General features: G+C 43.1%; 22 protein-coding genes. 12 read left to right on the plus strand and 10 right to left on the minus strand.

Going from position 1 to position 21,094, the window contains the following annotated elements:
• Nucleotides 1-9 precede the first annotated feature (9 nt).
• Nucleotides 10-894 (minus strand): prolipoprotein diacylglyceryl transferase, encoded by an 885-nt coding sequence (gene lgt, locus JMW39_RS08765; RefSeq protein WP_201546025.1) that lies wholly within the window; start codon nucleotides 892-894, stop codon nucleotides 10-12.
• A gap of 155 nt (nucleotides 895-1,049) precedes the next feature.
• Between lgt and JMW39_RS08770 the strand changes: the two genes are divergently transcribed.
• From JMW39_RS08770 to JMW39_RS13325, 4 genes are all read left to right on the plus strand, one after another.
• Nucleotides 1,050-2,651, plus strand: a complete 1,602-nt coding sequence (locus tag JMW39_RS08770; RefSeq protein WP_201546027.1) for a DUF4139 domain-containing protein — start codon at nucleotides 1,050-1,052, stop codon at nucleotides 2,649-2,651.
• 187 nt (nucleotides 2,652-2,838) lie between these two features.
• Nucleotides 2,839-3,651: an NRDE family protein gene (locus JMW39_RS08775; protein ID WP_201546029.1), complete on the plus strand. Its 813-nt coding sequence runs from the start codon at nucleotides 2,839-2,841 to the stop codon at nucleotides 3,649-3,651.
• 221 nt (nucleotides 3,652-3,872) lie between these two features.
• Nucleotides 3,873-4,163 (plus strand): alcohol dehydrogenase catalytic domain-containing protein, encoded by a 291-nt coding sequence (locus JMW39_RS13320; protein WP_265088450.1) that lies wholly within the window; start codon nucleotides 3,873-3,875, stop codon nucleotides 4,161-4,163.
• A gap of 127 nt (nucleotides 4,164-4,290) precedes the next feature.
• Nucleotides 4,291-4,968 carry a zinc-binding dehydrogenase gene (locus tag JMW39_RS13325; protein WP_265088451.1) on the plus strand — a complete coding sequence of 226 codons (678 nt, stop codon included), beginning with the start codon at nucleotides 4,291-4,293 and terminating at the stop codon, nucleotides 4,966-4,968.
• 84 nt (nucleotides 4,969-5,052) lie between these two features.
• Here the strand turns inward: JMW39_RS13325 and JMW39_RS08785 are convergent, their stop codons facing one another.
• A complete protein-coding gene (locus JMW39_RS08785; protein ID WP_068403735.1) occupies nucleotides 5,053-5,574 on the minus strand; it encodes an RNA pyrophosphohydrolase in 522 nt (173 codons plus the stop codon).
• Nucleotides 5,575-6,106: 532 nt separating this feature from the next.
• Here JMW39_RS08785 and JMW39_RS08790 point away from each other — a divergent pair.
• Nucleotides 6,107-6,520, plus strand: a complete 414-nt coding sequence (locus JMW39_RS08790; protein ID WP_201546031.1) for an OsmC family protein — start codon at nucleotides 6,107-6,109, stop codon at nucleotides 6,518-6,520.
• Between the two features lie 14 nt (nucleotides 6,521-6,534).
• Nucleotides 6,535-6,960: an MAPEG family protein gene (locus JMW39_RS08795; protein WP_201546033.1), complete on the plus strand. Its 426-nt coding sequence runs from the start codon at nucleotides 6,535-6,537 to the stop codon at nucleotides 6,958-6,960.
• 77 nt (nucleotides 6,961-7,037) lie between these two features.
• Here the strand turns inward: JMW39_RS08795 and JMW39_RS08800 are convergent, their stop codons facing one another.
• From JMW39_RS08800 to hisI, 6 genes are all read right to left on the minus strand, one after another.
• Nucleotides 7,038-8,084: a tRNA dihydrouridine synthase gene (locus tag JMW39_RS08800; protein WP_201546035.1), complete on the minus strand. Its 1,047-nt coding sequence runs from the start codon at nucleotides 8,082-8,084 to the stop codon at nucleotides 7,038-7,040.
• A gap of 60 nt (nucleotides 8,085-8,144) precedes the next feature.
• Nucleotides 8,145-9,644, minus strand: coding sequence for a UvrD-helicase domain-containing protein (locus JMW39_RS08805; protein WP_201546037.1), 1,500 nt, complete (start codon nucleotides 9,642-9,644; stop codon nucleotides 8,145-8,147).
• Between the two features lie 224 nt (nucleotides 9,645-9,868).
• Entirely contained in the window at nucleotides 9,869-10,735 is an 867-nt protein-coding gene (tatC, locus tag JMW39_RS08810; protein ID WP_201546048.1) for a twin-arginine translocase subunit TatC, read from the minus strand.
• Complete coding sequence (gene tatB, locus JMW39_RS08815; RefSeq protein WP_201546050.1) at nucleotides 10,735-11,445, minus strand: Sec-independent protein translocase protein TatB; 711 nt, start codon at nucleotides 11,443-11,445, stop codon at nucleotides 10,735-10,737. Before tatB ends, tatC begins: the two co-directional genes overlap by 1 nt.
• Nucleotides 11,446-11,471: 26 nt before the next feature.
• Entirely contained in the window at nucleotides 11,472-11,714 is a 243-nt protein-coding gene (tatA, locus tag JMW39_RS08820) for a Sec-independent protein translocase subunit TatA (protein ID WP_201546052.1), read from the minus strand.
• A 251-nt stretch (nucleotides 11,715-11,965) separates the two neighbouring features.
• Complete coding sequence (hisI, locus tag JMW39_RS08825; RefSeq protein ID WP_201546169.1) at nucleotides 11,966-12,814, minus strand: phosphoribosyl-AMP cyclohydrolase; 849 nt, start codon at nucleotides 12,812-12,814, stop codon at nucleotides 11,966-11,968.
• A 547-nt stretch (nucleotides 12,815-13,361) separates the two neighbouring features.
• On the opposite strand from hisI, the gene rpmI reads away from it, so the two are divergent.
• The 5 genes from rpmI (at nucleotide 13,362) to JMW39_RS08850 (ending at nucleotide 18,498) form a co-directional block, all read left to right on the plus strand.
• On the plus strand, nucleotides 13,362-13,559 hold the full coding sequence (gene rpmI, locus JMW39_RS08830) for a 50S ribosomal protein L35 (protein WP_011281253.1): 198 nt from the start codon (nucleotides 13,362-13,364) through the stop codon (nucleotides 13,557-13,559).
• A 158-nt stretch (nucleotides 13,560-13,717) separates the two neighbouring features.
• Nucleotides 13,718-14,074, plus strand: coding sequence for a 50S ribosomal protein L20 (gene rplT, locus JMW39_RS08835; protein WP_011281252.1), 357 nt, complete (start codon nucleotides 13,718-13,720; stop codon nucleotides 14,072-14,074).
• Between the two features lie 357 nt (nucleotides 14,075-14,431).
• Nucleotides 14,432-15,487: a phenylalanine--tRNA ligase subunit alpha gene (gene pheS, locus JMW39_RS08840; protein WP_201546054.1), complete on the plus strand. Its 1,056-nt coding sequence runs from the start codon at nucleotides 14,432-14,434 to the stop codon at nucleotides 15,485-15,487.
• A 68-nt stretch (nucleotides 15,488-15,555) separates the two neighbouring features.
• Entirely contained in the window at nucleotides 15,556-17,961 is a 2,406-nt protein-coding gene (gene pheT, locus JMW39_RS08845) for a phenylalanine--tRNA ligase subunit beta (protein WP_201546056.1), read from the plus strand.
• A 237-nt stretch (nucleotides 17,962-18,198) separates the two neighbouring features.
• Nucleotides 18,199-18,498: an integration host factor subunit alpha gene (locus JMW39_RS08850; RefSeq protein ID WP_079692789.1), complete on the plus strand. Its 300-nt coding sequence runs from the start codon at nucleotides 18,199-18,201 to the stop codon at nucleotides 18,496-18,498.
• A 267-nt stretch (nucleotides 18,499-18,765) separates the two neighbouring features.
• On the opposite strand, the gene JMW39_RS08855 is transcribed toward JMW39_RS08850, so the two are convergent.
• Nucleotides 18,766-19,122: a hypothetical protein gene (locus tag JMW39_RS08855; RefSeq protein ID WP_201546058.1), complete on the minus strand. Its 357-nt coding sequence runs from the start codon at nucleotides 19,120-19,122 to the stop codon at nucleotides 18,766-18,768.
• Between the two features lie 636 nt (nucleotides 19,123-19,758).
• On the opposite strand from JMW39_RS08855, the gene JMW39_RS08860 reads away from it, so the two are divergent.
• Nucleotides 19,759-20,646 (plus strand): neutral zinc metallopeptidase, encoded by an 888-nt coding sequence (locus JMW39_RS08860; RefSeq protein WP_201546060.1) that lies wholly within the window; start codon nucleotides 19,759-19,761, stop codon nucleotides 20,644-20,646.
• 139 nt (nucleotides 20,647-20,785) lie between these two features.
• On the opposite strand, the gene JMW39_RS08865 is transcribed toward JMW39_RS08860, so the two are convergent.
• Nucleotides 20,786-21,034, minus strand: a complete 249-nt coding sequence (locus JMW39_RS08865) for a hypothetical protein (RefSeq protein ID WP_201546062.1) — start codon at nucleotides 21,032-21,034, stop codon at nucleotides 20,786-20,788.
• Nucleotides 21,035-21,094: the final 60 nt, after the last annotated feature.

Genomic DNA, 21,094 nt, shown 5'->3' on the forward strand with positions numbered 1-21,094 from the left:
AAGTAAGGGCTAATAAGCTGATTGCTTACCCCAATCATAAATACCGCGCTTATAAGCATAAATCAGCATGATTAAGCCAGCGATAATCATCGGTGCGCTTAAGAGCTGCCCTTTAGTCATCCAGCCTAATAAGATAAATCCTTGGTCGGCATCTGGCTGACGGAAGAACTCGATGATAAAGCGGCTGATACCGTAGCCTAATAAGAACACCGCAGATGCTGCCATACGTGGGCGCGGTTTTGATGAATACCACCATAAAAAGATAAATAGCAGCAGACCTTCGGCAAAGGCTTCGTATAGCTGTGATGGGTGGCGCGGTAGTAAATACTGCCCATTTACCTCAAGTATTAACTCTTGTAGCTCAGGATTGGTTTGCAGTTGTTGCGTATCAAAGGCAGCGGCTTGCGGGAAATAGGTCAACCAGTTATAGCCACCATCTGAGACGCGCCCCCACAATTCACCATTGATATAGTTACCGATACGACCGAATAATAAGCCAGTTGGCACGCAGGGCACGATAAAATCGAACACTTGAAAAGTGGTCTTCTTATATTTACGCGCAAAGAACCACATGCCTAACATGACGCCGATAAAACCACCGTGGAAAGACATGCCGCCTTCCCAAACTCGTAACAAATACGCGGGGTTTTGCATTAGTTCGCCGAACTGATAAAACAGCACATAGCCGATACGACCGCCTAAAATGACACCAAGTGCGCCATAAAAGACCAAGTCAGAGACCATATCGGTGGTCCAATTGTCACGTTTGGTGCTGCGATACCAAGCCAGACCATAAGCGGCGGCAAAGGCCAGTAGGTACATTAAGCCATACCAGTGCACTTCTACTGGTCCCAAAGATAGCGCTACAGGATTATACTGAGGGTGAATCATCATAAGAGCATCATATTATTGATAATGGAATGTAGCTCATAATAGCAAAATTCATCCCTTGGGAATACTATGATCAGTGAATGCTTAATTGAATGGATAGCAAAGCGCTAAAAAAACCGATAAGATGAAAAAAACGACTCAATCTCTAAGGAAGCCTCATGCAGCCATATTTATCGACATTATCTTTGCTAGGCATAGTGGCATCAGGCGTAACGCTGTGGGTTCCTATAGGCGCACAAGCGGCGATGAGTAATATTGAAAATATCACCATTTACCAAGGCTTAGCTAGCGTAACGCGTACCTTACCAATCAGCGGTAGCGGTGAGCAGACACTGGTTTTTTCTTGCTTATCGCCAACCATCGAACCAGATAGTATCAGCGTTCAAGCTGTTGGTAACGTGAATGTTGGCGAAGTCAGTATCGAAACGTTAAGCGCTGAGCAAGCGGCACAATGCCAATATCAAGGCGACGCTACAGTAAAAAGCCAGCAGAGTAACTTAGCTGACATAAGCGCTGAGTTAGAAGCCGCACGTTTAACCAAAGCTTATTTGCAAAATTTGACCAAGGTCACGCAAATCAATACGACTGCCACCCTTGCCAATAATGCCCGTGATTTAGAAACGCAAGCGGCCAGTATTAATAAAAGGATTGTCGAGCTACAGCAGCGAGAGGCGCAAGCGAAAGATGCGCTGAATCAGTTGCTAGCGGGCAGTACTACCTCAAAACAGAATAGTGTGACCCAAGTCAGTGTACGCACCGCCAGTCGCACACCAAGCACCGTTAAACTGCATTATCAGGTGCGCGGTGCCAGTTGGGAGCCGACTTATCAAGCGCGCTTAAATACAGACAGCAAGCAGCTTAATATCACCGCCTCTGCCATCATCGCCCAACAAACGGGAGAGAATTGGAACAATGTACCCGTTATTTTAAGCACCGTTAATCCCAATCAAACTACCACCAGTCAGCTGCCCAGAGTCGAGCGTTTGTCATTGTATGAAGAGGAGCAAGCTAAGTTAAGCCGTTATGCATCGCCTATGATGGAGGCAGCTCCAATAGTCGTTTCTGCGAGAGACAGTTATGGCGGCGGTGCATCGGGAGAAAGTATGCCACCGCTACCGAGCTTTACGGTGAGCAGTCAAAATAAAAATGGTATTACTGAGTACCGCCTGCCGCAGCGTGTCAGTATTCCTAGTGATGGCAGGCGCGTACGCACTATTATCGATGAGCAGTCTGGCACCAGTAAGCTTTGGCTACGCAGCACCCCAAGTGCCGAGATCGCCGCTTATTGGTATGCATCCGCGCCGTTTTTGACGCCTGCTTGGGCTGATGGCTCATTACAGCTATATCGTGATGATAACTATGTCGGGCAGTCGCGCTATGATTACCAGAGCCTAAAAGAGCAGGGCATGGGTTTTGGTGTTGATCCGAGCCTACTTGTGAAACAGCTGACTGATGAAGATAAAAAAGGTGATAAAGGCGTATTTAACCGTCAACAAACCAAAACCATCACCCAAGCTTATCAATTTACCAATCAGCACAATCGTAACGTGCGCTTGCAAGTGTTAAGCGCTGAGCCAGTTAGCAGTGATGACAGTATTAAAGTCACTGCGGCGCACACCCCAGCTATTAGCCAAAAAGACTGGAATGATAACAAAGGTATGGTCGCTTGGGAGTTTGATTTGCCGAGTAAACAAGCGCAAGTCGTGCAATCGACGTATCAAATCAGCTACCCTGCGGATAAAAAATTAAGCACCAATTAATGCTAAATTAGAACTATGGAATACATTTAACTTAAAAATAATACAGTGCTGCTAGGATAGATTTTGTGAAGCCTCTCGAGTGCGAAGCGCACAGCAAGCGAGGAAAATATATCCTGGCAGAACGCTATTTTGAACGACTCTATTTTATATTGAAGTGCTTATATAATAATCATATAAAAGGAAAACTATGTGTATCGTCGCCATTGCTTGGCAGTTATTTGATGAGCTGCCTTTGGTTTTATTGTCCAATAGAGATGAGTTCTTGCAGCGTCCGACAGAGCCGCTAAATCAATGGGCGGATAAGTCTATTTATGCAGGACGCGATAAACAAAGTGGCGGTACGTGGCTTGGCATACATCAAGAGCAACATGGCGATTTTTACGAGCAGAACGGACGTTGGGCGGCGGTATTGAACTTTCGTGATGGCGTGCAGGCAGGTAACGATGAACGCTCGCGTGGTGAATTGGTCACGGATTTCTTGATCAGTAGTTTAAGCCCGATGGACTTTGCGCGACAAATCAGCTTACAAGATTATGCAGGCTTTAATCTTATTATTGGTGATGCAACGCAGGCCGTCATCGTTAATAACCGTGGTCATGCGCCAACCGCTTTACACTTGGGGCTGCATGTATTCTCGAACGGTCAGCCTGAGGAAGAGTGGTTTAAGACTGAGAAGTTACGTGGCCGTTTAAGACAAGAAGTCATACCGTTGATTGCTGAAAATAGCGCTCCTGAATATTGGCAAGAAGCTGCCTTTGCCGTGCTGTCCGATAAAACGCCAGCGCCAGAAAATAAACTGCCCGAAACGGGTGTCGCTAAGCAGATTGAGCGAGCACTATCTTCTATTTATATTGAGCCTATTGCTTTGTTTAGCATGGATGCTACCGTCCCGACATACGGTACTCGAACCCAAAGCATTTTGACTTTAAATCAATCTGCAAGTCCTATCGATGACGACCCTATCTTCTGTGCTCAACTACAGAGTCGAGAATATCAGTAATTTATCTATTGTCGTTTTACTCTGACTTATGGCTAGGCTTTTCTAGTTATTATTTAAGTCTCATTACAGAGTCACTATTAACAGTTAAATCCCTAATATAGTTAGGGATTTAACTGTTAATAGTGACTCTGATGACATACACTGGATATATAGGTCATTTAAGCGCCATTAAGAATGCCTACTATCCTCTAATCAGAGGTCAGTTTAACAAGGAGTACGATATGACTATGATGAAATCATTAATATTCGTTGAGCCAGGTAAAATTGAAATTGTTGATAAGAAAATTCCTGATGTCGGCCCGAACGATGCTTTACTAAAAATTACCACCACGACGATTTGTGGTACCGATATTCATATTTTTAAAGGTGAGTATGCTGTTGCAAAAGGGTTGACGATTGGGCATGAACCGGTAGGTATTATTGAGAAGCTAGGTAGTGCAGTGATGGGTTATAAAGAAGGACAACGAGTCATCGCTGGCGCGATTTGTCCAACATTTACCTCTTATTGCTAGCCAAGATGGCTTTCCCTCACAAGATGGCGGCTATCTTGATGCTGATGGCAAATGCTCTTGTCATGGTTATAAAGCGACCGGCGGCTGGCGCTTTGGTAATCACATTGATGGTACGCAAGCAGAATATGTGCTAGTGCCTGATGCACAGGCCAATCTATGTCCAGTGCCAGATGGACTGACTGATGAGCAAGTGCTGATGTGTCCTGACATTATGTCGACAGGCTTCAAGGGTGCAGAAAATGCTAATATTCAGATCGGTGATGTTGTCGCTATCTTTGCACAAGGTCCTATTGGCTTATGTGCTACTGCTGGGGCAAGACTCAAAGGTGCATCACTGATTATCGCTGTTGATGGTAACAATCAGCGTCTAGCGATGGCGAAGAAATTAGGAGCGGACATTACGCTTAATTTCACAGAAGTTGATGTGGTTGATGAAATCATGAAAATCACTGGTGGGCGTGGTGTCGATAGCAGTATCGAAGCACTTGGTTTAAAAACTACCTTTGAGCAGGCGCTGAAAGTATTAAAACCAGGCGGCACACTATCGAGCCTCGGTGTTTATTCTGAAGATTTAACCATTCCGATGGCTCACTTTGCCTCAGGTCTTGGTGACCATACTATTCGAACGGCTCTATGTCCGGGCGGTAAAGAGCGTATGCGCCGTTTAATGAATGTCATTGAGTCAGGTCGTGTGGATCTATCAGAGATGGTGACACATACTTATGCGCTAGACGATATTGTAGAAGCATATGATTTATTTATGCATCAGCGTGATGGCGTCTTAAAAATCGCTATCAAGCCATAAGTTGAGTGCTTATAAATATAAAAGAGCCTGTATCACTAGATACAGGCTCTTTTATATTTGCTATTAGAAAATAACTCTAACTATTTATTCCACCAACAAGTGGTTGTTTTGTTCTGGAATAATCAGTTCTTGTTTAAGCGGTAATTCGCGCACTAATTCTTGCAAGGCGCGACGGTATACCCCGCGCTTAAAGTGAATCACTTGTCCGAGTGGATACCAATAGCTGACCCATTGCCAATGGTCAAATTCTGGTTTACCTTCATCAAAGCGGATATGTTGAGTATTCGGCTCATCTAAGCGCAGCAAAAACCATTTTTGTTTTTGCCCAATACACAAAGGATACTGCCCATGACGCACATAGCGTTTCGGCAGGCGGTAGCGCAACCAATCTTGCGTGACCGCCAGTAGATCCACATGACGCGGATGTAAACCGACCTCTTCCCAGAGCTCGCGATACATCGCATCCATCGGCGTCTCCCCGCGGTCGATGCCGCCTTGAGGGAACTGCCAAGCGTTGTGACCAATACGTTTTGCCCACAGAACCTGCCCTTGTGTATTTGCCAAGATGATGCCGACATTGGCGCGAAAGCCGTCTGCATCTATCATGACTAAACCCTTTTAAAATGTTTAAAAATAGCTTATTTCGACAAGGTACAATGACAGCAATCATAGTTATTATAGGGTGATTGTTATCGGTGCCATGACAAAATAAGATTCATTACCGTTATTAAACCAAGAAACAACCCAAATGTGTAACAGTATTTTGCTATAAAATGTTTCACAAGATTAATGCTTTAAAATCAGTGGTTTATAGGCAGACTTTTGTAAGTCATTTTTGCTAGATTTTATAAAAATTATAAGTTTGAATAATGCTATCAAGATAAATACTTAACAATCAGATTCGGTGCGAAATAGTGTTTTATAAAAAACAGACGCTAAAGCGTTTGATGAAAGTTCAATAACAGCAAGGCGTTATAAATCTAGTTTTGGCTTATGCTACACTAGCAAAAGAAGTTATTTTTCTAAAAGATATTATTTTTCAAAAAATAAAAAACCGTCAGTATACAAATCAAAAATCATGTGAATTAAGAAGCGTGCGAATTCAAAATCGTACCAATTAAAACAAGGAATATTTAAGATGTCAGAGTCAAAAGCAAGCGTCACGTGGCAAGAAAACAAAGCCTTTATGGGTGTGTCACCATCAGGACATAATGTCCAAATCGATGCCGATAAAGAAAGAGGCGCAAGCCCAATGGAGCTGATTCTATTGGGGCTTGGAGGGTGTGCAAGCTATGACGTGGTAGCAATTTTACAAAAGTCGCGCCAAGAAGTGACAGACGTACGCTGTGAGCTGACCGCTCAGCGCGCCGAAACCGTGCCAGCCGTTTATACTGACATTCATATGCATTTTGTGGTGACAGGACAAGATGTCAAAGAAAGCCAAGTGGAAAAGGCAATCAAACTGTCTGCAGAAAAATACTGCTCAGCAAGTCGCATGCTAGTACAGGGCGGCGTCAATGTGACTCACGATTTTGAAGTCATAGCAGGATAGGGAAGATTATACTAATGAGTCTATTCTTTGGGTTGATTCCCGATAGCGCAGCGTCAGGTATTTGGGCAATGGTGGTGGCAAGTTTGCTGCCACTGGCGATGGCGCTAACGGCAAAAGCAATTGGCGGCTTTAATTTAGCTGACAATGCCCATCCGCGTGATTTTTTACAAGGGACAACGGGAGCAGCAGCACGTGCTAATGCAGCCCAGCAAAACAGCTATGAGACCTTGCCCATATTTTTGGCGGCAGTGTTGGTTGCGATGCTGTTTTTTGTACCGCAATTAATTATTAATACCATCGCTTGGCTTTATGTGCTGATTCGTATTGGGTTTTGCGTGGCTTATATTACTAATTTAGCAACCTTTCGCTCTATTCTTTGGGTGCTATCGATGGCTTGCTCATTGATGTTATTTTATTTAGCGATTCGGGTCAGTATGTAAGCCAATTAGCCTAAGAGGGCTATTTTAAAACGAGCTGTTTTTGCAATAGAGCGTGTCATCAATAAAGTAGTGATTCATTAATAAACGCTTGCTTGTAGCGCCTTGATAATCACTGCTTTGTTTTTTTCTCGTTTGATATCGTCCCATACTATTTTCGCCTCGCTATAGCCTTTGGTCAGCATCGCTAGCCACTGCTTATAACGACCCACTAAAACCACATCGCTTTTCGCCGCACCTTCTAAAAATTTAATCTGATGGGTAATTAAATCTTGCCACGCTAAGGCTTTCAGCATTTCTGTATCGTTATTATTGGCGTCAACCTGAGCAATCAAATCGGGACGAGTGACTGCACCACGTCCTAGCATCAGATGCGTCGTACCTGATTGCGCCATACAGTTTTGCGCCTGCTCACTATTCCAAATCTCACCATTGGCAATGACTGGAATGTGCAACGTATTAAAATTCTGAATTTTGTCCCAATAAGCGGGCGGTTTATAGCCTTGGGTCTTGGTGCGTGCATGAATGGTCAGCCAATCTGCGCCACTCGCCGCAATCGCAGCTTTGATATCATCCATGCGACTGCTATCGGTATAGCCCAAGCGAATCTTCGCTGATACAGGTATATGAGCAGGCATGGCTTGGCGTACGGCACTGATAATGTCGTACATCACTTCAGGCTCATCAAGCAATACGGAACCACCGCGATGGCTATTGACCGTTTTGGCAGGGCAACCAAAGTTAATATCAATCGCAGGTGCACCAAGCTCACAAGCATAGGCGGCATTTTCTGCCATTAATTGCGCTTCACTACCGAGTAGTTGAATGTGAATCGGCGTACCAGAGGCCGTCTTAGCATCGTGATGCAGTTCTGGCACATATTTATAAAACACATGCGCTGGCAACACATGCTGAGTCACGCGAATAAATTCACTCACTGACCAATCATAAGGACGCCCCAAGTCTGCCGCAATTTGGGTTAGGATTTGGCGCATTAATGGATCGGTTAAGCCTTCCATTGGCGCAAGAAGACGAACAGGCTTGGCAAATAATTGCTGTACGGTGTTTTGGCGTTCTTGCAGTGCTTGAGATAAAGATGAAGTGTTAGACGGCTGGATGTTATTCATGGCTAATTATTCATTACATAAAGTGGAATAGTCGGGTATTGAGAAGATGATGAAAGGTTATTAAGTATTACCAAAAACGACCTTTTTACCGGTCTGCAATCCTGATATCAAATCTTTGATATTGTGAATGTCCAAATTACTTTGCGCACGCGTACAAGCCACATAGAGGAGACGCAGCTCTTCTGGACTGATTTTGACCGCATTGGTCGTCACATCATAATAAAAATCATCATCGAGCTGTACTTTGCCCCATTCAAGCCCTTTGGCTTTATGTGCGGTTGAGATGACATAATCGGCATTTTCAATACTGGATAAACTATTCACCGCTTGGCTGAGTACATTAGTACCATGATCATCGACCAATTTTACTAAGGTTTTTAGATCGCTGCCTTCATTGGTTTCAGAATATTCTTGTACATCACTCCAATTATAAAAATAGGCTAATTCGGGCACACCATATGCCGATTTGCCATTTTTTAAGTTTTCAGCTGCCTGACAGAATTTAAGCATACGATCAGTATCTGCTTGCAGAGCAACTCTATGACCGAGCTTTAAACCCGTTAATAGTTGCGACATTGCAGCAGCATTGGTACGGCAGAGAATGGCGTCTTTTTTACTATGAACCATACCTTTTTCGGTAGAAGATTGCTTATTAGGATTGCCTTTTAAGGGAATATCTTCTTGCAGTGCTTTGAGCAAAGTATTGGCAATCTCAGCAATCGGTTCGCCAAAACGAAATGACTGCGTTAATAAAGTCTGCGGCAATGGCAGTTTTTTCATCGCATTAACCGCCCCGCGCCACTCATAAATCTGCTGGTGAGCGTCGCCAACGTAAATGACTTGCCGCGGCTGCTGGGTCAAAATACCCATCATCAAGGGATCAGCATCTTGCGCTTCATCAAATAAAATAAAATCTGCTGGAATACTAGGCTTCGATAGTGCCCAAAGTTTGAGATAAATATCATGCCCGATGCCAGCAGGATGGCGTGCATCAATCGACTGTAACCAGCGCTGCTCAACAGCAGGGTAGAGCATTTCACGCAGCTGCTCGGCATCAGAGTCATCGAGCCAGCTTGGAAATTCAATATGCCTTGGGGCAGGATAACTGGCGTGTGTACTACAAAAATTGCTCACCGCATCACTCACGAATCGTGCTAGCCGTGCTGGCGTGAGAGTAATATATTTATTAATCCCATCCATTTGCCGACGAACTTGTACCGGTTGTAAGCCCAAATCATCACCAAGACGCTTGGGTGAAAAACGCGGCAACGACAATTTGGCGGTAATATCACGTGGTACATGACGATAGGCTAGTGAGTGAAAAGTACGACAATCGACGTGACCGGGGAATTTCTGCCGCGCATCATTGGCAATGGCTTTATTAAAGGCTAAATATAAGCCGCGGCCACGCAGACGCTCACCGATTAATTTGAGCGTTGTTGTTTTCCCTGCGCCCGCATAAGCGACCACTTTAAATGACTTATGATCCATCGCCATATTTAGCGCGTTCAGCTGCTCATCAGTGGGATCGCTCATATAAGCTGGCATAGATGCGGACATAATAAAGCTACCTAAAAAACTAGAGTGGGGGCAAAAATAACGGGGGTAAAAAAAGCCACTGCATAGACAATGGCTGACTGGTCAGATGAGGTTGATTGCAAAATATTTGCAATCGCACATGACAATAATAAAAAAGTTAATAGAAAATAACGGTGGAAGTAAGCGGATTATATTAACAGATTAGCGTGTAGGCTGTTTTTGGAATAAGTGCCTGATAAGTAGAGCTATTCTTTCTTTAATCCTGCATCGTTTGTCAAATCAAGGCTACGCTCTTCTTTAATCAAGATTTTCGCTAAAAATAATCCCAGCTCAAACAACAACCACATCGGGATGGCGAGCATCAACATCGACACGCCATCAGGTGGTGTAACGATTGCAGCGACGGCAAAACAGCCAACGATAATATAACGGCGTTTGTCTTCTAAGCTCTGAATGGAGACGACACCCGCCAATATCAATAGTAAAGTGACCACAGGAATCTCAAATGTCAGCCCAAATACCATAAAGAGTTTGAGGGCAAAACTTAAATAACTGTCGATATCTGTCATTGGCAAGACGTTCTGCGGCGCAAACATGATAAAAAACTTTAAAACGCCTTTAAGTACAATAAAATAAGAGAAAGCCACGCCGGCATAAAATAAAAATATGGAAGACATCAGTACGGGAATAGCGACTTTCTTCTCTTTTTTATATAACCCAGGTGCCACAAACGACCAAATTTGATACAAGATATACGGCATGGCAAAAAATGCGGCGACAAAGACGGTAAGGCGTATGGGTGCCATAAAATTGGAGGTGATGTCTGTCGCAATCATTGTCGAATTGGCGGGTAGCTGTGCAACCAAAGGGTCAGATAAAAAGTTATAGAGCTCGCGCGAAAATCCGACCAACGCCAAAAATATTATCAACACGGCGACGCATATCTTAATCAGATGTCGACGTAATTCAATCAAATGTTCGGTAATAGGCATATCAGCCAATGAGCTTAATATATCGTCCGAATCATTACTGTTTGCTGACTCTGTCTCGGTTTCAATGACTGAGTCTGTCAGCTTTTCTTGACGGCTTTTTTTACGTTTAAATAAACCCACTACTCAATCTCCTGCTTATTAACAGAAGCCTGTTTATGTAAAGGATTCTCTAAACGGTTGATAGCGCTGTTTAATAAAATGTCGGCTTTATAATTGGGTAAATAGGGCGGTTGCGGCAGACGCCTTGCTTTATCATAAGCGCCAAGACGGAACCACATATTTTCCCATGGTCTAGTTGTGACGGTTTGAATCACTTGCTTGGCATTGTCACTACAGTTAGTTTTTAGACTATCGTCATTATCTTGAGCCGCTGATTCTGCTTGCTCAGACTCTTCTGACTTTCTATCTGACCCATAACTGTCATAGGTATAGTCAAACTCTTTTGGCAACGCGGACGAATTATCGCCTTTTTCACCATCATTTTTATGATTCGTATTATCCACTTTATCGGTTGTAGGCTGATGCGCTGCTTTTAGATGCTGGTTTTGCGAGGATTCAAACTGTTGCATACTGCCGCGCATTTCTGCCATTTCACGTCGCATTTCTGCTTCAGTTTGGCGAATTTTGGCAAGCTCTTTTTGCATTAGTTGGCGAGTTTCAGCCAAATCAAGTTCTGCTTCGATTTCAGACTGCAAGGTAGACACCGTACGGCGAATTTTGGCATACCATTGCCCAGCGGTGCGTGCCGCTTGGGGCAGCTTTTCTGGTCCCAAGACGATTAAGGCAATGACGCCAAAAAGTAATAATTCAGAAAACCCGATATCAAACATAATGTTCCAATGCCACTGTCTAAATGCTATACATTATGTGTGTCATCAACCTTGGTGGTTGTTGGGCGCTCTTCAGGGTGTGCATTACCATCATGATCGAGCACCACCTGCTTTTTAGCATGTTCGATATTCTCGTCTTTGACGGCTTCTTTAAAACCTTTGACCGCGCCGCCCAAATCTTTACCGGCATTTCTTAGTTTGGAGGTGCCAAATACAACAACAACCACGACCAATAAAATCAGCCAATGCGTAATGGAAAAACTGCCCATAATGCTATCCTTATGTCTTGGTTTTCAGTCTTTATATGAATACGTTGAGTGTATAGAATATTGCTATCGTAAACAAAAGATATCGACATCTTATGCGAAGTGAAACGTCACTATATTATAACCTGCACTTGTGACAAAAAGGTGAAAGCAACAATAATCAAACAGGGCAGTGGTTTCGCTTGTTATTACTGTTAACACTCTTCAAATGGCAAAACATATTCATGTTATAAATATTGTTAACCTTACAAAAGCTAGCGAGCGGCTTTTTCATCAATACCGGATAAACCAAAGCGTCGACCCAACTCATGTAATACGGCATCTGACTCTATATCAAACCATGCCAGTCCCACTAAGGTATGGAACCAAACATCTGCCACTTCATAAATGAGCTCATTGCGTGCTTCGTCATACTGGATTTTATCCGTATTTTCATTGCAATTAGCAAAGTCTTTGGCAGCGATGATACTTTCTGTACTCTCTTCGCCCACTTTTTCTAATATTTTATTGAGACCTTTGGCGTATAAGCTTGCTACATACGAGCTATCAGCATCTGCTTGCTTACGTTCTGCCAATACACCATCGAGCTGTTGCAAAATAGAGCGCGTGGTGAGGCTACTGTCATTCTGATTGGTGTTCGAATGAACTCTATTTTGAGATGGTACTTCATTAATTTCAGGAGTAGCTTGTGCTGTAGCATTTGAATGATAAATCTCTGTTGGATCTTTCAATACTTTGTCGACCGTTTGCCACTCAGGGGTTTGCCCTGATACATCCAAACGCTGATAAAAACAAGACTCACGACCAGTATGACAAGCGATACCACCTGCCTGAGTCACACTCAGCACAATCACATCGGCGTCGCAATCTAGACGAATATCATGCACACGTTGGGTATGCCCAGAGGATTCACCCTTATGCCATAACTTGGCACGTGAACGCGAAAAGTACACCGCCGTCTGCGTTTGCGCGGTCAATTGTAGGGATTCGGCGTTCATCCACGCCATCATCAAAATACGTCCTGACACATGATCTTGCGCAATTGCAGGAATCAAACCATCAGCATTAAAATTCACGGCAGCCAGCCAAGCAGGTAAAGTCATCATCTATCGTCTTATAAGTAGAAAGTAGTCAGTAATAAAAAGCCGCTAAGTATTCGCTAAATAAAGGTCATTCAGCCTATCTATCATTTATGTGAGCGCTTTATCAACGCGCAATCTCTACTTAAACACAGCTTAAGCTGACATTCAATATGTTAAATCAGTCATTAAAGCACAATTATACCTGAGCGGAGTTTTGATAAACCAATAATTGTAAATAATACCCAACTATTTACTTAGCTAACCTTAGTTTCTATTAACTGTCTATTGATAGTTTTTTTGTAGCTCAGTTTTTACTTTTAAGCTTGTACTTTAAGCGGCTAACAATCAAGGTTTGGAAGATAAAAATAAGTGGTAGGGTATTTGTTATTAGAAAGAACAACATACGATAAAGGCGGCCAAAACTTTCCTTGGCAAAACTGCGCATGATCTGTTAAAATAGCGCCTCCCACCTCGAGGCAAATAGAGGTTTAGTGCTTGTTTTCACAGCCACTATTCGTTTTTACTATTTGACGACCAGGTTCTATCAAAGACAAAGAGGCAAATCATCATGAAAGTTAAGATGAAAACCAGAAGCGGTGCAGCTAAACGCTTCAAAAAAACAGCGAACGGCTTTAAGCGTAAGCAAGCATTCAAAAGCCATATCTTGACCAAGAAATCAGCTAAGCGTATTCGCCAGTTGCGCGGTCTGAAGATGGTGGACAAGTCTGACGAAGCAGCAGTTCGTCGTATGTGCCCATACATCTAATAGGCTATCGTCATTTATCTTTAATTAAGCGCTGTTTAATTAATAGCTACTGAATTAAAAGTACCTGACTTTGCAATCTGATAACGATGTCTGTTATTCAACTATTTAATGACATCGTGACTCGCTTAACAGTAATTAAAGAAATCTTGGAGTAATTTATGGCCCGTGTAAAACGTGGTGTACAGGCGAATCGTCGTCACAAAAAAATCCTAAAACGCGCAAAAGGCTACTACGGTGCCCGTTCACGTGTTTACCGCGTAGCGGTACAAGCAGTGACCAAAGCTGGTCAGTATGCTTATCGTGACCGTCGCAACAAAAAACGTACTTTCCGTCGTCTTTGGATTGCACGTATCAATGCTGGTGCACGCTTAAACGGCTTAAGCTATAGCCGCTTTATCAATGGCATGAAAAAAGCTAACATTGCAATCGATCGTCGCGTACTTGCTGACATCGCTATGCATGATGCAGCGACTTTCACAGCATTGGTTGAAAAAGCAAAAGCGGAACTAGCATAAATATTAACCGTCCTTTAGGATAGTCTGCTTGCCAAGTGCTTATTTATAAGTAATTTTTTCTAAGTGGTTATCTATATGGATAGGGATAATATTGATTAATAGTGCGATATTAATAAAAGCTACCGCTGGTCGGTGGCTTTTTTTATATTAAATTATTTTATTGCCAGTTTTATTATTGTTAAGATGCAGTATTTTTTTCTCAAGTTGCGCTTCTCATTGTCTAAATATTCAAGCCATTCATATAACTCGCCCTTATATTAAAATGAATGGGTAAATGGTTTGCAATATTTGGTCAAATCCCTACAATTACCTATCACTATAATTAATAGTCCGTTTAAATCAGGAAGAATGCGTCTTATGACTAACCCTGCTGCTACCACCGATTTGTCGGCGCTACCGACCTTGTCCACCGAGCTAAGCGAGCTAACTGAAGCTCAGCTGAGTGAGTTTGCCAGTGCCGCTGAAGCATTGGTTCTACAACTGACGGATGTGCGTGCACTGCAAGATTTGCGTGTGCAGCTGACGGGTAAAAAGAGCCCCTTAACTGTCTGGTCGAAGCAGATGGGGAAACTGAGTAGCGATGATAAAAAAACTTACGGCGGCTGGTTACATGAAGTGCGTAGCCGTATTCAAGATGCGTTAACAGCGCAGCAGCAGCAGCTAGAAGTCGCAGCATTAAATGCCAAGCTTGCGAGCGAGAGTATTGATATCACTTTACCAGCTCGTGGTGGTCAAAAAGGTCATTTGCATCCAGTGACGATGATTACCCAGCGTATGCAGCAGTATTTTATACAAGCAGGTTTTAATGTCGCTACTGGCCCTGAAGTTGAGAGCGACTATTATAATTTTGAAGCGCTTAATATTCCGTCGCATCACCCAGCACGTGCGATGCATGACACCTTCTATTTTGATGCGCACTATCTACTACGTACGCACACCAGCCCAGTACAGATTCGTACCATGGAAAAGAACGAACCACCGATTCGCATTATTTGCCCCGGTCGCGTCTATCGTAATGATTCCGATCAAACCCACTCACCGATGTTCCATCAGCTAGAAGGTTTGATGGTTACCGAGTCGAGTACCTTTGCTGAGTTAAAAGGTTTAATTAGTGAATTTTTAGAGGCGTTCTTTGCCAAAGAACTGACCGTGCGTTTCCGTCCGTCATTTTTTCCATTCACTGAGCCTTCTGCTGAAGTCGATATCCTCGATGATAATGGCAAATGGCTTGAGGTCATGGGCTGCGGTATGGTGCATCCACAAGTGCTGACCAACTGCGGTATTGATAGCGATAAATACACTGGCTTTGCTTTTGGGATGGGTATTGAGCGCTTTGCGATGCTGTATTACGGTATTGATGATTTGCGCTTATTTTTCCAAAACGACGTACGTTTTTTAAAGCAGTTTGGCTAGATTTTCATTATTAATCGTCAAACCTTTAATTCAAAATCTTTATTATAAAATTCTGATCCGAGATATTTATGAAAATTAGCGAACAGTGGCTACGTCAATGGGTAAATCCCAACAATAGCAGTGAGCAATTGGCTGAACAACTTACGATGGCAGGGCTAGAGATTGATGATCGCTTTGCAGTCGCCCGCGCCTTTAGCGGTGTGGTGGTTGGTGAAGTTATCAGCGTCGAGCAGCATCCAGATGCCGACAAATTACGCGTGACTCAGGTTAATATTGGTGCAGCTGAGCCATTACAAATTGTTTGCGGTGCACCCAATGTGACTATCGGTATGAAAGCACCTGTTGCGACCGTCGGTGCAGTGTTGCCAAGCGATGATGCAAAAGGTTTTAAAATTAAAAATGGTAACCTACGCGGTGTCGACTCTAATGGTATGCTCTGCGGTGCGTCTGAAATTGACTTAACCGATAGCATCGATGGTCTGCTTGAGTTGCCAGCTGATGCGCCGATTGGCATGGATATTCGTGAGTATTTGGGTTTAGACAATCAAATCTTAGATATCTCTATTACCCCAAACCGTGGTGATTGCTTTAGCGTACGCGGAATTGCGCGCGAAATTTCAGTCATTAACGATTTGCCGATGCAGCCGCCTGAGATTCCAACTAATGTAGCGGTGACGGATAACGGCGCAACTCTTGCTGTCACCGTTAGTGCGGTTGAGGCGTGCCCACGTTATTTATTACAGTCGATTAGCAATATTGATCGTAGCATCGATACACCAAAGTGGATGCAAGATGCACTAGTGCAGTCAGGGTTACGTTCGCACAACTTCTTGGTCGATGTGACCAACTATGTGTTGATGGAGTTGGGTCAACCGCTACATGCGTTTGATGCTGATACCATTGTTGGTGATATCGTGGTTCGTTTGGCAGAGCCTAGCGAGACCATTACCTTATTAAATGAGCAAACCATTACTCTAACCGGTGATGAATTGGTCATTGCTGATGATAAAGGCGCGCTTGCACTTGCTGGTATCATGGGCGGTCAACGTAGCAGTGTCACCGATAGTACCACCAATATTGTGTTAGAGAGTGCCTTCTTTAATCAGTTAGCTATTGCTGCACGCGCACGCCGTTTTGGTCTGCATACGGATGCCTCACAACGTTTTGAGCGCGGGGTAGACTTTGAATTACCAGAGCTAGCACTGGCACGCGCTTGTGATTTGATTACTAGCGTTACTGGTGGTCAAGCGGGGCAAATAGTAAAAGCAGAAAGTAATGAAAACCTGCCAGCACGTGCGCCCATTACCTTGCCAATCACTAAAGTTCGTGATGTCATCGGTATCGAGATTGAGCCAGCAGTCATGGTGCGTATTTTGACTCAATTAGGCTTTGAGGTCGAGCAGCAAGCAGATAGCCTGCTTTGCACGCCGCCATCATATCGTTTTGATATGAGTATCAAAGAAGATTTGATTGAAGAGATTGCCCGTATTTATGGTTATGATAATATTCCAAGCGTATTGCCGCATTTGCAAGTCAGTATGGATTATGACGATACGGCGGACCTGACTCACCAAATGAAGCTGGCGCTGGTCGATAACGGTTATATGGAAGCGATAAGCTTTAGCTTTAGTGATGCAAAAATAGAAGCTTTGCTCGATGACAAAGCACTAGGAGAAGTGTTGGCACTGGCCAATCCTATCTCTAGTGATTTAGCAGTAATGCGCCGTACTTTGCTGTCAAGCTTATTACCTTGTGTGCAATACAACTTAAATCGCCAGCAGCCACGGGTACGTTTCTTCGAAACGGGTCTTAGCTTCGTTGGTCAAAGTATTAGCGAATTGGTACAAACACCAAGTATTGCTTTGGTCGCAGTCGGTGATATTTGGGACGAGCAAGCGTATCAAAACCGCGACTTAGACTTTTATGATCTTAAGCATGATATTGAGCAGTTATTACCTGCGCAAGTGGATAGTGCGCGTATCCGTTATGAGCGTAGTGAGCTTGCCTTCTTGCATCCTGGTCAAAGCGCCAAACTCTATATCGATGACCAATATGTTGGTTGGTTGGGTCAACTGCATCCTAATACGGCCAAGCAGTTAGATTTGCCAGCTACTTGGGTGGCTCAATTAGCACTTGCGCCGCTACTGACTCTTGTACGTGAGCAGCATGCCATCACCACCCCAAGCAAATTCCCGCAAGTACGTCGTGATATTGCCATCTTAGTCGATAGCGATATTAGCTTACAGACTTTGCAGTCGACGATACGCGCGGTAGCTGGTGAACTATTGACAGATTTATGGCTATTTGATGTTTATCAAGGTGATAAAGTGCCAACCGGTCAGCGTTCATTGGCTTTTGCTTTGATATGGCAGGACAGAACGCAGACACTATCTGATGAAGCGGTAAAAGCAGCAACCGATAAGGTAGTGCAAGCCCTAACCGAACAGCATGCTGCCCAGTTGCGTGACAGCTAATATCTACTCATAAAAATATAAAGTTCCCTATAGCCTCCTGATAAGTGAGGCTATGGCGCTTTGCTATTGGTAGAAACACATAACTAATAGATATTTTTATACATAAATTACGTTAAGTGGTTATTAATAAAGGATTTTATTAAAATGACGGCAAAAAACCTTTATAATAGCTAACATTAATCTTCATACCGCTAAACCATGATATTCGACATCACGACATAGCATAGGAGTCGTACTGTGAGCACCTTAACCAAATCTGACATGATTGAGCATTTGATGAGTCATCTGAATCTGACACGTCAAGAAGGCCGCTGTTTGGTGGAGAACTTTTTTGATGAGTTGTCAGAGAGTTTGATTGATGGCAAAGAGGTCAAGCTTTCAGGCTTTGGCAACTTCGAGCTTAAAGATAAAAATAGCCGTCCCGGTCGTAACCCAAAGACAGGTGAGCCTGTTGCAGTATCGGCACGCCGCGTCGTCACCTTTAAAACTGGTCAAAAATTTCGTCAGCAGGTGGATGAGCGCTTATTTGATGAGTAAGTTTTGTTAATAGGTTATTTCTGTTGAGCCAATAGCGATGATTAAAGTCATCTTATTGGCTTTTTAGATTTATAAAGCCAAGGAATTAACAGATAGGGTAATGAATACTATCCGGTTATTTTAGCGCCATAGCTTAACGTATTTTTTACCTATTCCCTTTTTCGCTTAAACTTTTAAAAGCTGATAGAATCCTAAATAACAGACATAAAAAAAGAGAGCCTAAGCTCTCTTTTTTCACTGCAGTATTTTTATTATGAAAAATAAAAATTACTGAGCTGGTTCTTCAACTACAACTTCGTCAGCTGCGTCAACTGCAGGAGTTTCGCTAGCTACGTCAACGCTAGTAGTAGTACCGTCTACAGGTACTTCAGCATCGATTTCGTTAGTAGCAGTATTAGCTTGTGCATCAGCGATGTCAGCTGAAGCAGCGTCTACAGCTTCAACAGCATCAGCAGGAACAGCTTCGCCTTCAACAGCAGCTTGGTCTAGATTTTCTTGCGCGTCAGTTACTTCTTCTTTCGCGTCAGATAAATCTTCAGCAGCGTTTTCTTTGTTGCTATCACAGGCAGTAAGGCCCATAGTTGCAGTCATGATACCAGCTAGAGCAAGTAATTTTAAGTTCATAAGGTTTTCTCCGGGAAAATGAAATGATCAGTAGCAGCAAAAAAGGTTGAATATCCAAGATGTCTCAGAATTCAACTAGTATTAATCACAGCTACTCAGCTTCCACGCATTCTATATGATTTCTTTCTAGATAGAAAGGGCCTGTACAATTAAGTAACAATAAAATTGTAAATAAGGTTTTACTTTGCCTATTTACTATAATTTTTAATACAACTAGCCAAATTAATCGACGTATAATCAATGACATCAGTGTGATTTAAGAGCTTTCCTATAAAAGGTTTTCTCTAATGACTAGGATGCTATTTTATACCCATTTTTTGACTATTGTTAGTACAAATACTGTCAAATATAGCTATTGAATGATGAATATTAGCAAGGTATAAATAGTAATGGTATTTGTAAAAGCTATTAATAAAAGTGATAAGAAATTAATCTTTAGGAATCCATTAGCATGGACTTCAGAAGCACGGTTTGATCTCTTTTTTTACTGCTAATGGTCAATAAAAAATTAAAAGCGGTAAAATAAAATATGCAATCAAGGGATTGGGCGCAATATTATCTAATATCCATAACTATATAACAGCACTAACGACGATATGTATAGCAATATCTATCGTATTTTTTAGGAGAAACAGTATGAAATGGCAAGACAGACGCGGTAGCTCCAATGTACGCACAAGCACTGGCGGTGGTAAGATGATAGGTGGCGGTATCGGCGGTATTATTATCGCTGGTATTTTATGGTTGGTATTTGGGGTCAATCCGATGACCGCACTACAAACAGGGCAAGTGGTCGCGGGCGGTGGCAGTAATACCTCTACTGAGCCTGCAACCAGCGATGATCGTGATACACGCTTTGTAAAAGTAGTATTGGCGGATACGGAAGAAGTTTGGCATCAAATATTTAATGAAGCGGGCAGTACTTATAAAGAGCCATCACTGATTTTATTTAATGGGCAAGTCAGTTCCGCTTGTGGTAGCGCTAGTGCGGCAACCGGACCTTTTTATTGCCCAGGCGATCAAACGGTGTATTTGGATACGTCTTTCTTTGTAGAAATGCGCCAAAACTTAGGCATTACTGGCGATGAGCAAGGCTCTGGTGATAGTGAAAATCAAGGAAAAGCGGGAGATTTCGCTCAAGCGTATGTCATATCTCATGAAGTTGGTCATCATGTACAAACCTTGTTAGGTATTACCCAGCAAGTAAATGAAGCGAGCCGTCAAGTGACGCGCGCCCAAGCCAATAAGCTGTCGGTATTGCAAGAACTACAAGCGGATTGTTTTGCCGGCGTTTGGGCACAGCGTAATCAAGAGCGAGTGCAGTTCTTAGAGGCGGGCGACATCGATGAAGCTATTAACGCTGCTGGTCAAATCGGTGATGATCGCTTAGCGCGTGCCAGTGGTGGTGAGGTAGTTCCTGATAACTTTACTCATGGCACCAGCCAGCAGCGCGTTCAGTGGTTTACTCGTGGATTAGAAAGTGGCAATATTCAATCTTGCGATACTTTTAGTGGAGCCCTATAAGCACTAGAGTATTGTAAAAGTCTTGCGTAATTGATAAGCATAAAAAAGCCTGCAATTTAATTGCAGGCTTTTTGCTTTAATAGCTGAAAATTTCGTAATATAAAATCTTATAAGATAGCTATTAAAATCTTAAAATAAATTAGCGGCGAGTTTGGTCAAGAATGTACGCACCAGCGCCACCAATTGCAGCACCACCTAAGGCACCGCGCGCAATACCTTTACTATTGCTGCCACTTTTAAGAAGGGCACCAGCAGCTGCACCAGCGGCTGCGCCTTTAGCAGTGTTGTTTAAGCCAGAGTTATAACCATAACCGTTATTAGCACAACCGCCCATCATAAGAGCAGAGCTAGCAATAGCTGTTAGTGCAAAAGTTTTAGCAAATTTCATGGTGTCACCTATTAAGTCGTCAAGTTTGAAATCCAATATACAGGATGTATCTAAATATGT

Source organism: Psychrobacter immobilis, assembly GCF_904846175.1.
GTDB classification, from domain to species: domain Bacteria; phylum Pseudomonadota; class Gammaproteobacteria; order Pseudomonadales; family Moraxellaceae; genus Psychrobacter; species Psychrobacter immobilis_E.